Source organism: Cohnella rhizoplanae (assembly GCF_948329515.1).
Taxonomy (GTDB): Bacteria; Bacillota; Bacilli; order Paenibacillales; family Paenibacillaceae; genus Cohnella; species Cohnella rhizoplanae.
Genome location: NZ_CAOJCN010000011.1, coordinates 13,410 through 26,996, shown reverse-complemented (window position 1 = coordinate 26,996; position 13,587 = coordinate 13,410). Strand labels below are relative to the sequence as shown.

Below are 13,587 nucleotides of genomic sequence, written 5' to 3'. Positions count from 1 at the left end.
CGCGCGCCTGACCTGCGCCCTGTCTTATCTTACGCAATCAAGCAAGGAAAGGATGTCTGCTCTCTTGCCCGCTAAAATTCTCGTCATCTTCACCGGCGGCACCATCGGAAGCCGCCGCGGCGCGCACGGCATCGACGTCGACGCGTTCGGCTCCTACTTCCTCATGGAGCAGTATGCCCAAATTCCGGAAACCGTCGAGGTCTCGTTCGAGACGGCGCAGCCGATCAACCTGCTCAGCGAGAATCTCGTGCCAGGCGATTGGGCGAAGCTCGCCGCGCCTGTGCGCGCGGCCTACGATGGCGGGTATGCGGGCGTCATCGTCACGCACGGCTCGGACACGCTCTCGTTCTCGTCGGCGATGCTGTCCTACCTGTGCTGCGACGCGCCGATCCCGATCGTGCTCACGGCCGCCAACTATCCGCTGGACGACCCCAGGAGCAACGGCCTCGCCAACTTCTCGGCCTCGGTCGAATTCATCGCGAATGCCGGCCTGCCCGGGGTGTTCACCCTGTTCGGCAACGCGCTAGGCGAGTCGGTCGTCTACCTGGGGACGCGCATCACGCAGGCGGTCCCGTTCACCGACCAGTTCGAAGCCCTTTACGGCGAGCCGTTCGGGCATATGCGGGACGGGCGCTTCGCGCCTAACGCGCATCCCGTCAACCCGACCGCGGAGCAGCTCGCCCGCCGCGCGGAAACGCCGCACGCGCAGGCCGGCCAGGCCTCGCGGATGCCGCCTCCGGCACCGCCCGCTCTGGACGGCGAGTGGCCGCCGGTGCTGTATATCAAGCCTTATCCCGGCCTCGATTACCGCATCTTCGACTTCACGCGCCGCGCGCCGCGGGCCGTCCTGCACGACACGTACCACTCGGGCACCGCCAACGCGCGGGAAGGCGAGGCCAGCCGTTCGCTCGCGTCGTTCGTCTCGTACTGCAAAGAGCGCGGGGTCGATGTCTACCTCGTGCCGATGCGCAGTCCCGAGGGCGACATGTATGCTTCCGCCTCGCTGCTGACCGAGGCCGGCGGCATCCCGCTGGAGGACATCTCGGCAGAGGCCGCGCTGACGAAGCTGCTGCTCGCCTGCGCCTCCTCCGGCGACCCGCGGGAGGTCGAGCGCTTCATGCGGAGGCCGCTGTTTTTCGAATATCTGCGATCGTCTCGCTAAAAAAGGAGGAGCGGCTTTCACGAAGCCGCTCCTCCTTTTTCGAATCGCCGAGCCCTATCGTTCCTTGAACTATACGGTCACTCCGACCTCGCCGCCCTGACGCGTCGCGTTGCGGCCGAGACGCTTGGCCTCGTACAAGCCGGCGTCCGCGCGCGAGTAGAGCGACTCGAACGAACGGTCCTCGGGCAACAAGGTGGCCGTGCCGATGCTGGCCGTAATGCCGAAGGCGCCTCCGCGCCCGTCTTGTATCGACACGCGGCAGACGGCCTGACGGATGCGCTCCGCGCAAGCGAAGGCCTCGTCCTCGGCCATCCCGGGCAGCGCCAGCGCGAACTCCTCGCCGCCGATCCGGCCGAACGGCCCGGCAGCGCCCGCGGACGCCGCGACCGCCTCCACGAAGCTGCGGATCGTCCGGTCCCCGGTGAGATGTCCGAACCGGTCGTTCACGCTCTTGAAGCTGTCGATGTCGAGGACGAGCAGCGACAGCGCCCTCTCCCGCTCTCGCGCGGCTTCGATCTCCCGCGTCATCTCCGCGATGAAGCCGTTGCGGTTGAGAATGCCCGTCAGTCCGTCCGTGACGGCGGCGAGCCGGAGGGCCTGCTCCCGGCGGTGCTCCTCGGTCCGGTCCGTCAGCACCGACAGGGAGCCGAGCAAGGTACGGTTCCGGTAGAGGATCGGCGTGATCTTCGCCGTGAGCAGCCTCGCCTCTACGCCTTCTCCCAGCGTGACGTCGAACGAGGCCGTCTCGCCCCGAGCCCGATGCGCGGCGAGCCAACGCTCGGCGGGCAGCGGCGTATCTCCGACGCCGCGGCCGAGCCAGCCCGACCCCTCCAGCGACAGCATCCGGCGCGCCGCCCCGTTGAGATCCTGAATCCGCGCGTCGCGGTCGAGCACGAGGATGCCCTCGTTCATCATCTCGAACAGCCGGTTGCGGGGAAAGGGGACCGAGTGGAACATCTGATAGCGCAGCACGCCCCATCCGACGATGAGCAGCCCAGGCAAGTACGTGATGCCGATGGAGGAAGCGTAGCCGCTCATCTCGATCACGCCCGCGCTGCGCAGGATCGCGATGATCGAGGGCAGGCACATGCCCGCGATCAGGTAGAGCAGCTGCTGGCGCTGGGCGCCGCGCGTATAGAATACGCTGCGGATCAGAATGTACAGGCCGACAAGCGAGACCATCGTGGTAAAGCCGTATACCGCTTGATTAAGCAGCGTGCGCTGCATGACGAGCATGCCCGCGTCGTCCAGCCCCACTTGCGCGCGCATGAGGTGATGGAAGGTGTCCGTATAGACGAGGATGAGGCTCGCGGTCGGAATCGTCAGAACGAGCGCCAGCGTATGCCGGGTAAATCTGGTGCCCTCGCGCGTGTAGGCCATGGCAAGCCAGAGGAACGCGAGCGGCGCGTACAGGTAGCCGATCTGCTGCAGGTTGCGCCATTGCAGCTTGGCCTCGAGTCCCGGGACCAGCGCTTCCCGACCCGAGGCGAACATAATAAGCCCGGTCAAGGCGAACAACGCGAGCAGCGGCAACGCCCCGGGCGTTTTGCGCAGCGTATATGCGTATGCGACTCCCGTCAGCGAGAGCAATCCGCCGAACATAAACAACCAGGCCGTCATCGGGGCCGCACCTCCGTTCAGGCCTTCATTATACCACCTGTTTGGTCGGCCCCATGGGATTTATCGACAACTTCCGTGCAGAAATGATACCACTTTCCGCGCTGCCGCGAAGCGGCTTTTCGCAGACGGGGCGTGCAGCAGTGGGAGACGAAGCGCGTTTCCAGATATTGATGTTCTTTTCCTTGGCGCCGAAGTGGAACATTTGCCGCTCCGGTTCCGTCAAGAAAGACAAATCAACTCGGAAACGGTGGGGAGCCTCCTTGTCTATTAAATTGCTCGGACCCGTACTGCTCGCGGCGGTGCTGCTGTCGGGCATCGCGCTATTGAACGGTCCGCTGACGCCTTCGTTCGCCTTGTCTCCGTCTGAACATATCGTGCCGCTGCCGCCATTGCGCCTGGACCTCCACGAGCACGGACAAGGAGACGGCGCGGGCGCTCCCGCCGCCGCTCACGGCGACGCCGCCCGCCTGCTGGGCCTCATGACCGCGGCGGATGCCGTCGTGACGGGCACCGTCATCGCCGAGGCGCATGCGCTGGACGGCGGCGCGGCCGTAACGACGCTCGAGGTGCGGGATTGGCTGAAGGGCGGCACCTCGCATTATATCCGCGTCGTCCAATCGGCCGGCGCCGGCGGCGCCCTGCTGCGCTCGGGCGAGAGCTACCTGCTCCTGCTGCGCGAGGATCAGGCGCAGGCGCCCGATATGTACCGCATCGCCGGCGCAGCGGGCGAAGGCAGGTTCGCGCAGCAGGACGGCGGCTGGGTCAACGACGATCCGCAGCTGACGACCGCGCTGCAGTTCTGGTCCCGGAAGCAGCCGGCCGCCCTGGCGAAGAAGCTCGCTGCTTGATGCCGGATTCCCGCGGAGCAGACGGTTACTCCGCAGGCCAAGCTACCGACGAAGCGTATCGGCTCGGAGACATGCCCTCCGTTTTCTTGAACAGCTTGCTGAAATAATACAGGTCTGCGATGCCCACGCGCGCGCCCACCTCCTCCACCGACAGTCGGCGCTGCGCGAGGAGATGCTTGGCCCGCTCCATGCGCAGCCGGAGCAGGTAGGCGGACACCGTGACGCCCGTCGCCTGCCTGAACAGCGTGCCGAAATACTTGGGCGTGAATCCCGCCCTTCCCGCGAGCAGCGGCGCGTCTATGCGTTCCGCGTAATGCGCCTCCATGTACTGAATCGCCTCGAGCACCGTGTCCGCGTGCGGATGGCCGATCCGCACGCCTTCGCGCGTCATCAGCTCCTCGTACACGAGACCGAGCAGACGCAGCATGGCCGACTTCAGCTGCAGCGCCGCGCCGATGCCGGAGCGGGCGAAGCATGCGTTCAATTCCTTAAACGTCTCGTAAAAGCCCTTCACGTCGCCGGCGGCGATCGCTTCCGGAACGTCAAGCCCGAGCGGCTCCACGGCCGGCCGATCCCTCAATCGTCCCGCTCCCTCCTGCGTCCCCTGCTCCAGATACACCGCGTACGGCGAGAACTCATGCCCTTCTCCCAGGTACAAATAATCGAAGTGAACGGCGAAGCAGTCCATCGGCTGCGTGCCGGTCACCTCCATCGCATTGCTCAGATGCGGCCGGACGTAGAAGAGATCTCCTCCCTTCATCGCATGCACGCGCTCGCCGAGCCGCAGCCGGCCTTCGCCCCGCACGACGAATATAAACTCGTAATCGAAAATATGCCGGTCGGCCATGCGGCTGCCCGCGGGCATCTCGATCCGGTGAACGTAGCGAACGTAAGGCGACACCAAGCGGTAGTCTATCCTTTGCGAGGCTTCCATATGAGCGCTCCTTCGGTTCCGACTTTTTTACAAATTGTACGGAATTGTATCCATCCCCGATCTTCCTCCCATCTATTATGCTTGAAATACAGCAGATCACAAGGAGGATGGCGCACAATGACGATTCAGACTTCCGTACAAACGCCGATCACGCAAGCGCATATCGATTTCTATCGGGAAAACGGGTTCGTGCAGGTGGACGACATGATTACGCCCGGGGAGCTGGCCGAGCTCCGCGAATATCTGGAGGAGGCCATGAAGAGCGACGGCGACCGCGCGGTCCATACGGATAAGCAGGGCGGCTTGTATTACAGGGTGCTGAATCAGAAGGTAAACGTGTGGCGGGATCACGCCGGCATGGGCCGCTACACCTCGCATCCGCGCTTCGCGGAATCGGCGAGACTGCTCGCCGGCGCGTCCGGTATGCGCTTGTTCCACGACCACGGCCTCTGGAAAATGCCCGGGGACTCCAAGGCGACGCCCTGGCATCAAGATACCCCCTACTGGCCGGTGAACGAAAAGAACCCCCGCATGATGTCGCTCTGGCTGACGCTCGACGACGTGGACGAACGCAACGGCTGCATGGCCTTCGTGCCGAAGTCCAACCGGCTGGGAAAACTGAAAGGCATCGACCTCGCCGACCCGCAAAATATATTCGACTACGTCGAGGGCGGCCAGGCGGACGCGCAAAAACCGGTCGTCGTGCCGCTCAAGGCGGGGAGCTGCACGTTCCATGACGGGCTGACCTTCCACTACGCGCACGCGAATGCGACGGACCGCCCGCGGCGCGTGCTGGCCATTATCTATATGCCGGACGGCGTCACCTACAACGGCGATGCGCACGTCGTCACGGACGACGCGGGGCTGGAAAAAGACCGGCCGATCGCCGGTCCCCGGTTCCCGCTGCTCGCCAGAGAGGACTGATCCGATGTACAGGACCTCGGGACGGAACGCAAGGACGAAGCCGGGAACGGCGATATCGAATCGGAGGTCGGACCCTAAATGAGGGATATGCGCAAAAACGGCATCCGGGGAGCGGCGGATTACGCGCCGATCTCCGGATGGGCGAAGCTGCCCGGCGACGTCGCGCTCGGGTACACGCACGGCATCGCCGAGGATGCGGCAGGCCGGATCTATGTGTTGAACATGAGCCGCCATGCGGTCGCGTTATTCAAGCCGGACGGCGAATATATCGGCTCTTGGGGCGAAGAATACGAATCGGGCGCTCACGGTCTCTGCCTCGACCGCGAGGCGGACGGCACGGAGTATTTATACGTGACGGATATCGGCAGGCATCGCGTGGCCAAGCACGCGCTGGACGGGCGGGAGCTGCTGTCGCTGGAGGTCCCGCCCCTGCCCGAGGCGTATCCGACGCCAGACAGGTATCGTCCGACCGACGTGGGCGTCGCGGAGAGCGGCGATATCTACGTCGCGGACGGCTACGGGGAATATCTGATCCACCGCTACGACAAGGACGGCCGTTGGCTGCAGAGCTGGGGCGGACGCGGAGACGGTGACGCGCATCTGCACGAGCCGCACGGATTATGGGTTGATTCGGATGCATCCGGAGAGACGAACGTCTATGTAGCGGACCGCAGACATCGGCGCTTCATGCAATATTCTGCGGAAGGAGAGCTGCTGCGCGTCTACGGCGGGGACTACCTGCTGCCCTGCGACCTCGTCGGCGCAGGCGATTATTACTGCATCCCCGATCTTAACGGGCGCGTCGCGGTCGCGGATCGCGCGTTTAACGTCATCGCCCTGCTCGGCGAACCGAATTCGCTCTGGCGGGATGCCCGGTGGCCCGCCATTCCGCCCGCCGAGTGGCCGGCGCGCGGGTTCGTATCTCCGCACGCGGCGCACGTGGACGGGGTTGGCGCCATTTACGTCGTGGAGTGGGTACCTCAAGGACGCATCACGAAGTGGGTGCCCCAGGATTAACGCAGAGAAGCTGCCACCCGCGTCGCAGAACGCGGGGACAGCTTCTTTTCGCTTTTCTCCGGCTTTAGTTGAAGCCGCCGTTCGCGCGGATCGTCTGTCCCGTGATCCAATGGGCGCGATCGCCGACGAGCAGTTCGACCGCGCCCGCGATATCATCGGGCTCGCCGAGCCGCCCGAAAGCGTTCATCTTGCTAAATGCCTCGATCTGCTCCTGCGTCTTGCCCGTCGTAAACAGCTCGGTCCGTACCTGCCCCGGGGCGATCGCGTTGATCGTGATGCCCTTCGGCCCGAATTCCTTGGCCAGCTGCCGAGTGATCTGCTCGACGGCGCCCTTGGCGGCGGCATAGACGCTGTAGCTCGGCATCATCGCGCCCAGCACGGAGGTCGAGAAGTTGACGATCCGCCCGCCTTCGCCCATATGCTTCATCGCCTGTTGGCATGCGAAGTAGGTTCCCTTGACATTGATCGCGAACAAACGGTCGAAGTCGGCTTCGGTGACCTCCCCGATCAGCCGGTTGGTCATGGCGCCGGCATTATTGACGAGTATATCGACCTTCCCGAGTCGTTCGATCGTCTCGGCGAACAGCCGCTCGATGTCCTCGACCTTGGCGACGTCCGCCTGGATGGCGATCGCCTGTCCGCCGGCTGCTGCGATCTCGGCGACGACTTCGTCCGCCGTCTCCCGGCTGGCCGCATAGTTGACGACGACCTGCGCGCCCAAGGCGGCCAGTCGCTCCGCGATCTGTCTTCCGATGCCGCGCGACGCTCCGGTCACGATCGCCGTTTTTCCCTGCAAGCTGCTCATCCCTGCATCCCTCTTCCTTTTTCATGAGATCGGCGCTCGTCTATAGCATGCGCCATGAAGCATGACTTCATTGTAAAGAATCCGTCGCCCGGCCGGGTAGTCAGATCGTCGCGGATCATTGCCTATTCCTATTCGGGTTGATATGATACACGCATCAGAGCAGCGCCAGGGAGGAAGAACGCCGTGGAAAATGGGAGCTTGGAACAAGAGAATGCCGCGCCTCGCGACCCGCATCGGGAGCTCCTGTCGATCGTCGGACGTCACGCGCGGAAGACCGGTCCGCAGGATACGGCCATCCCGCGGTTGCGGGTGATCCGGGAGACCGGTCCGACGGACATTGTGCACACGATCTACAAGCCCGCGCTGTGTATCGTCCTGCAGGGCGCCAAGACGGTCGCGCTGGCCGGCGAGCGCTATCGCTACGACCGGAGCTCGTATCTGGTCGCCTCCGTGCATATCCCCGTGGCGGGCAGCGTCGTGCAGGCGTCGCCCGAGGAGCCGTATGTCAGCCTTCAGCTGCAGTTCGGCGCCGAGGAGATCCTGGACCTGATCCAGGCCCCCGCCGCCGAGGCGGATCCGGAAGCCGACGCTGGGCGCGGTATCTGGGTGAATCCGGTCAAGCCGGACTTGCTGGACGCGCTGCTTCGCCTGGTCCGCCTCCTGGACGCGCCCGCCGACATCCCGGTCCTGGCGCCGCTGTTCATCCGCGAGACGCTGTACCGCGTGCTGCAGGACGAACGCAACGAGCGGCTGAAGCAGTTCGCCGTCATCGGCAGCCATGCGGCCGGCATCGTCAAGGCGATCCGCCTGATCGGGCGGGATATCGCCAGGCCGCTGCGCGTCGAGGAGCTGGCGCACGAGGCCAACATGAGCGCGTCGGCGCTGCACAAGCACTTCAAACGGGTGACGGCCATGAGCCCGCTTCAATATCAGAAGGCCATCCGGCTGCAGGAGGCCCGGCGCCTGCTCATCGCCGAGGAGCGGAACGCCGCGGACGCCGCCTTCGAGGTGGGCTATGAGAGTCCCTCCCAATTCAGCCGGGAATATGCGCGCATGTTCGGGCTGCCGCCGGCGAGCGACGCGAAGCAGCATCGGGGAGAACTGCACGTCTAACGTCGCATGCGCGATTGACCCTGGGGCTTGGTCCGGGGATCGCGGATCTGAAGGACGACGCGAATGATGATGTGAATGACGTGAATAACGACGTGAATAATTACGCGAAAAATAACCGCCGGGGAGGTTCCCAGGCGGTTATTGGCGTGTGGCGGAGATGAGCTCTGCTGAGGAGAGCGGCGGAAGAAGGCGATGGTCTCACAGCGACGGGCGGAGGGCGACGGCCCCACAGCGGCGGGACATCGCCGGATCAATGATGCAGACCTATACGTATCGCCGATCAGCCGCTTAGCCGACGATGCGCCCCTCCGCTACTCCTCCAACGGCTTGACCGGGATGCCCGCGGCGACGAACTCGTCCAGATCGCGGTTGGCCTTGGTCTGGTTGCACAGGTTGCAGGCGCATACGCAGTTGTCGGGCGTCGTGTGGCCGCCCTTGGAGCGCGGGAGCAGATGGTCGATGGTGTCGCCGTATTCGCCGCAGAAGTAGCAGGTGTACTTGTCCCGATTCAGGATCATCATCCGGAAATCGCGGTTGCTGAGCAGCCTGCGGATCGTATGGCGGTTGACGACGACGGCGGCGCGCTCCCGGACCAGGGTAACGGCCATCTCCAGGTCGATCTCCTGGTACCAGCCGCGTCCCTTGTCGGTACGCCCGCGCATGCGGACGTACCCCTCGCGCGTCGCCTGCAGCAGCGACGCGTCGTGCGGGTCGATGCCGCGCGCGGCGCCGCCCGGCGCTGCCTGCCGGGCCCGGGCCGAGCCGCGGGCCTGCGGGCGCGCGGCCGGCTCGCCGGCCATGGCGGCCGGACGCGGGGCCGGTTGCGGCGGCCTTGCGGCGACGACGGCGGCGGCGGCCGGCAATGGCTGAGGCGCAGCCTGCCGCGCGCTCGGCGCAGGCGCCGCCGGCAGCGCCGCGGCTTCGCGCGCCTGCGGCGCGGCGGCCGCACCTGCGGCTGCGCCACGCCGCTTGCGCCGGCCGCGGCGCTTGCGCTTGGGCGCGCCGGGCGACGCGAGCGGAGCTGCGGGCGCCTCCGCCTGCGGCGGCTCGGCCGCGGCCGGCTGTTGCTGCGCCGGCGGCGCGGCGACCGCCGCGGACACCGCGGCTGCGCCTGCAGCGGCCCCGCGACTGCGCCGGCCGCGGCGCTTGCGCTTGGGCGCGCCGGCCTCCGCCAGCGGCGCAGCCGGCGCCTCAGGCGCAGCGAGCGCTGCCGCGGGCTCCGGCTGCGTCGCCTCCGGGGCCGGCTGCCCGCCCCGCCTGCGGCGGCGCTTGCGCGCCGGGCGCGGCGCCTCCTCGGGCGCGGCCGTCAGCGCCGCGGCCTCGTCCAGCGCCGCCTCGGGCGCAGCCGCGGGCAAGCCCCGCCTGCGCCGGCCGCGCTTGCCGCCGGGCGCCGGGCCATCGGCGAAGCCGCCGGCGGGCAGGCCCGCATCGGCAGGCTGCGCGGCGACGGCAGGCGTGTCGTCGCGATCCGCGCCGCCGGATTCGGCAGGCAGCAGCGCCGCCCTGCACTGCCGGCAGATGCCCCTGCGCGCGTTCGCTCCCGCCCTGCGTCCCGACCTGCGGCGGAACTCCGATAGCGGTTTTAGCTCGAAGCAGCTCACGCACTGCTTCAGGTCCGCGGATGCCGCTTGGCCGTCCGGTGTCGATGTCGTCGGCTTGCTCAACGCTGTCAGCTCCGTATCTCGTTAGTAGTGTTACGACTATTATACTTGATTTGCCATCGTTTGGCTCGGCCCGTGACTGGCCCCTGCGCGCGGCAGCCTCTTCCGCCCATGACCTCGGGCGCTTCCCCCGCGCCTCGTCCCCTACGACATGCGTCATTCATCCGCATTACATTTCGCATGACCCCGGTAACTTACCAATTACGTTATCGCCATGCCATAATATGCCATAGTCGAACCCGCCCTGACGGCGTTCGAGACGAACGAAGAGGAGAGATTCCCCCATGATGTTGAAGAAAAACGCGCTGCGCCTGTCCTTGGCGGCCGCCTTGGCCGTAGCGATCGTCGCGCCCGGCGCGGCCCAAGCGGCGGAAGCGGCCATCAAAGCCGACAGCGAGAAGGGCTTCGCGGCCCTGCAGGTCGGCAATCGCGTATTCGTGCACGACGGCGAGAAGCAGCTGTTCCAGACGAACGGCAAATATCACGACGGCAAGCTGATCGACCTGTTCACGCTGCCCTACGGCCCCGCGACGGTTCCCTTGATCCTCGTCTACAACGACAAGGCCGGACTGACGGTGTTCACCGATCTGTGGCCCGAGTTCGCCAAGGGCAAGGAGAAGAATACGACCGAAGAGTATATGAGCGGCCATATCTCCTTCAAGCCCATGAAGAAGGCCGCCAATCGGACGAACCACAACTATGCCGAGCAAGTCGGGGATACCGTGCACGTCTATACGGCCAACGACTTCGACGATCTGAAGAAGGGTTACCACGAATCCTATGCGGTCAAAGGCACGCTGCGCGGACTGATCCTGTACGATTGCTGTCCGTACGCGGTGCTCGAGAGCCCGGATGGCGGACTCGACGTCTATCACGCGGGCGAAGAAGGCCCGATGAAGGCCGGTCATATCAATCTCTGAAAAACCTGATCCGCAGCCCGGGCGTAGAGCTCCGCTGCGGATTTTTGCCGCCTACCTGGCCGGTCCTCCGCCGTCCGCACCCCATTCCTCGGGCAGGAGCCGCCGGTATGGCGCGCGTCTGTAGCGGTCGTCGAAGAGCACGAGCACGCCGCTGTCGGTCTCGGTCCGGATGAGCCGCCCCCCGGCCTGGAGCACCTTGTTCATGCCCGGATACACGTACGCGTAGTCGAACCCCGGCAGACCGGCGGCTTCGTAATGCGCCCGCATGAGATCCCGCTCGTAGCTCGGCTGCGGCATGCCCACGCCGACGATCGCGACGCCCTGCAGCCGGTCGCCGGCCAGGTCGATCCCCTCCGAGAAGACGCCGCCCAGCACCGCGAAGCCGATCAGCGCCTCCCGGTCGTCCGCTTCGAACGCGGCTAGATAGCGGCCCCGCTCGTCCTCGGTCATCTCCGGACGCTGCAGCATCGTGCGCAGGGCGTCTCCTCCCTGCGCCAGAAAAGTCTCGTACACGGCGTTCATATAGGCGTAGGACGGGAAAAAGAATAGATAGCGTCCGGGGCGGCCGCGGGCCAGCGCCAGCATCCGGGCCGCGATCCGCTCGCGGCTCGTCTCGCGGTCCGCATAGCGCGTGGACAAGGGTACGATCTCCGTGTCCCACTGCTCCGCCCGGAAGGGCGACGGCACCGATACCGAATAATCCGTCTCCTCCGCGCCGAGCAGATCCATATAATAGCCCAAGGGGAACAGCGTCGCGGAAAAGCAGATCTGCGAACGGTAACCCTTGCGCATCTGGCGCAGCAGGCGGGACGGATCCATGCAGAACACCTTGATCCGCAGGTCGGCGCGCTGCCGCTCGGCATAGACGACATGACGTTCGGGGTCGTAGAGCTTGACGATCCGCATCCAGGCGAGCGCCGCAAAGTAGGCTTCGAGCAGCATATCGCGCGGATTCGCGGGCGTATCGGTATCGGCACCGTCTTCTGCGTCTTGGCCGACGCGTCCAAAGTCCCCGTCGCCGCTGCGCTCCCCCTTAACCAGCGCGCCTTCCGCCGCCTCCGCGAACGTCTCGACCGCATCGCTCAGCGCCTCGGGCACCCCCTCGGGCAGCGTATACGCGCCCTGCCCGTCCTCCCGCTTGCGAACGGCGAGCAGCGCCGCGTCGACGGCCTTGGCCGCAGCATGCACCGCTGCGTCCTTGCCCTTGAAGGCGCGGACGAGATTCAGGAAGTCCCGTTTGAAGAGCTCCGCCGAATACATCTCCCGGGCGCGGTCGGGCAGATTGTGCGCCTCGTCGACGAGCAGCGCGCAGGCGGCCTTCCACTCGGACGCGACGCGCTTCAGCGAGATGCGCGGATCGAATATGTAGTTGTAGTCGCAGATGACGACATCCGCGATATAGGCCGCCTCCAGCGACATCTCGAACGGGCACACCCGGTGCTTTCCCGCATAGCGCAGCAGTTCGTCCTTGCGCATCAGCGTCTCGTTGGACAGCAGGTCCAGCACGGCGCCGTTGATGCGGTCGTAATACCCCTCCGCGTACATGCAAACGCCTCCGGCGCAGCCTGGCCCCCCGGTCTGCGCGGACGCCGCCGCGCACAGCTTGTCCTTGGCGGTGATCGTCACCGCGTGCAGCCGCAGCCCGCCGTCCTGCATGCGGCGCAGCGCGTCCTCGGCGGACGCCCGCGTCGTCGTGCGCGCCGTGAGATAGAACAGCCGTGCGAGTCGTCCTTCGCCGATCGACTTCACGGCCGGATAGAGCGTCGATATCGTCTTGCCGATGCCGGTCGGCGCGCGCGCGAACAACTGATGGCCCGCCTCGATGCTCCGGTACACCGCGCCAGCCAGCTTGCGTTGACCGGCGCGGTAGGCCGGGTACGGAAAGGCCAGGCCCGCGATGCTCTCGTCCCGCGATGCGCGATGCCGCAGTTGAAGCTCCGCGAACGGCGCGTAGCGCTCGACGTAGTCCAAGACGCGCCGCTCCAGCTCCTCGTAGTCGGCCGTCCGCTCGAAGGACCTCCGGACGCCTCCGTCCCCCCGCGTCTCCACGTAAGTCATTCTCACCCGGATACGATCGATGCCCTCGGCCTTCGCGTGCATGTAGGCATAGCAGTACGCCTGCGCCCAGTGAACCTCCGGCGTCTCCGCCTCGGACGCGGGCAGCTCTCCGCCCGTGGACTTGATCTCGTCGATCGTCACCCAGCCGTCCCCGCCCGTCAGGAGACCGTCGCATCGTCCCTCGACGACGAACAGCAAGTCCCCGCGCGCGATCTCGGTCCGCAGGTGCACCTCCCGCCGGTCCAGCTCTCCGTACGATTCCTGCACCTGCTGATGCGCCTTGACGCCCTCGGCCAGCGCCGACGTCTGACGGAACCCGCTCTCCAGATCGCCGCTCCGCAGCGCGTATTCGACCAGCGGCCTGACCGCGATCGTGACCGTACCCCGCATACCGTCCGTCCCCCATCTAGCCTGCGTCCCGACGCCGGAACATTTGTTCTCTCATTGTATCACGCGCGAACCCGCGGGGGAAATAACGCCAAAAACGACCCGCCCTGCGCGCGGTGCGCGGGTTAGGTCGCCGGG

Annotated in this window: 11 protein-coding genes; 6 read left to right on the top strand and 5 right to left on the bottom strand. The window is 66.0% G+C overall.

Annotated features, from left to right (window positions below; translation table 11 throughout):
• Nucleotides 1-64 precede the first annotated feature (64 nt).
• Nucleotides 65-1,162, top strand: a complete 1,098-nt coding sequence (locus PQG80_RS16770; RefSeq protein WP_271752571.1) for an asparaginase — start codon at nucleotides 65-67, stop codon at nucleotides 1,160-1,162.
• A 69-nt stretch (nucleotides 1,163-1,231) separates the two neighbouring features.
• Here PQG80_RS16770 and PQG80_RS16765 read toward each other — a convergent pair whose 3' ends face one another.
• Nucleotides 1,232-2,782 (bottom strand): histidine kinase N-terminal 7TM domain-containing diguanylate cyclase, encoded by a 1,551-nt coding sequence (locus PQG80_RS16765; protein ID WP_271752570.1) that lies wholly within the window; start codon nucleotides 2,780-2,782, stop codon nucleotides 1,232-1,234.
• A 260-nt stretch (nucleotides 2,783-3,042) separates the two neighbouring features.
• Between PQG80_RS16765 and PQG80_RS16760 the strand changes: the two genes are divergently transcribed.
• A complete protein-coding gene (locus PQG80_RS16760) occupies nucleotides 3,043-3,630 on the top strand; it encodes a hypothetical protein (protein ID WP_271752569.1) in 588 nt (195 codons plus the stop codon).
• A 25-nt stretch (nucleotides 3,631-3,655) separates the two neighbouring features.
• On the opposite strand, the gene PQG80_RS16755 is transcribed toward PQG80_RS16760, so the two are convergent.
• Nucleotides 3,656-4,564 carry an AraC family transcriptional regulator gene (locus PQG80_RS16755; RefSeq protein ID WP_271752568.1) on the bottom strand — a complete coding sequence of 303 codons (909 nt, stop codon included), beginning with the start codon at nucleotides 4,562-4,564 and terminating at the stop codon, nucleotides 3,656-3,658.
• Between the two features lie 117 nt (nucleotides 4,565-4,681).
• On the opposite strand from PQG80_RS16755, the gene PQG80_RS16750 reads away from it, so the two are divergent.
• Complete coding sequence (locus PQG80_RS16750) at nucleotides 4,682-5,488, top strand: phytanoyl-CoA dioxygenase family protein (protein WP_271752567.1); 807 nt, start codon at nucleotides 4,682-4,684, stop codon at nucleotides 5,486-5,488.
• A gap of 78 nt (nucleotides 5,489-5,566) precedes the next feature.
• A complete protein-coding gene (locus PQG80_RS16745) occupies nucleotides 5,567-6,505 on the top strand; it encodes an NHL repeat-containing protein (protein WP_271752566.1) in 939 nt (312 codons plus the stop codon).
• Nucleotides 6,506-6,569: 64 nt separating this feature from the next.
• Here the strand turns inward: PQG80_RS16745 and PQG80_RS16740 are convergent, their stop codons facing one another.
• Nucleotides 6,570-7,310: a glucose 1-dehydrogenase gene (locus tag PQG80_RS16740; protein ID WP_271752565.1), complete on the bottom strand. Its 741-nt coding sequence runs from the start codon at nucleotides 7,308-7,310 to the stop codon at nucleotides 6,570-6,572.
• Nucleotides 7,311-7,493: 183 nt separating this feature from the next.
• On the opposite strand from PQG80_RS16740, the gene PQG80_RS16735 reads away from it, so the two are divergent.
• On the top strand, nucleotides 7,494-8,423 hold the full coding sequence (locus PQG80_RS16735) for an AraC family transcriptional regulator (RefSeq protein ID WP_271752564.1): 930 nt from the start codon (nucleotides 7,494-7,496) through the stop codon (nucleotides 8,421-8,423).
• Nucleotides 8,424-8,734: 311 nt separating this feature from the next.
• On the opposite strand, the gene PQG80_RS28895 is transcribed toward PQG80_RS16735, so the two are convergent.
• Nucleotides 8,735-10,087: an HNH endonuclease gene (locus tag PQG80_RS28895; RefSeq protein WP_432432763.1), complete on the bottom strand. Its 1,353-nt coding sequence runs from the start codon at nucleotides 10,085-10,087 to the stop codon at nucleotides 8,735-8,737.
• Nucleotides 10,088-10,368: 281 nt separating this feature from the next.
• On the opposite strand from PQG80_RS28895, the gene PQG80_RS16725 reads away from it, so the two are divergent.
• Nucleotides 10,369-11,004 carry a hypothetical protein gene (locus tag PQG80_RS16725; protein WP_271752563.1) on the top strand — a complete coding sequence of 212 codons (636 nt, stop codon included), beginning with the start codon at nucleotides 10,369-10,371 and terminating at the stop codon, nucleotides 11,002-11,004.
• Nucleotides 11,005-11,055: 51 nt separating this feature from the next.
• On the opposite strand, the gene PQG80_RS16720 is transcribed toward PQG80_RS16725, so the two are convergent.
• Nucleotides 11,056-13,452, bottom strand: a complete 2,397-nt coding sequence (locus PQG80_RS16720) for an ATP-dependent DNA helicase (RefSeq protein ID WP_271752562.1) — start codon at nucleotides 13,450-13,452, stop codon at nucleotides 11,056-11,058.
• Between the last annotated feature and the right edge of the window lie 135 nt (nucleotides 13,453-13,587).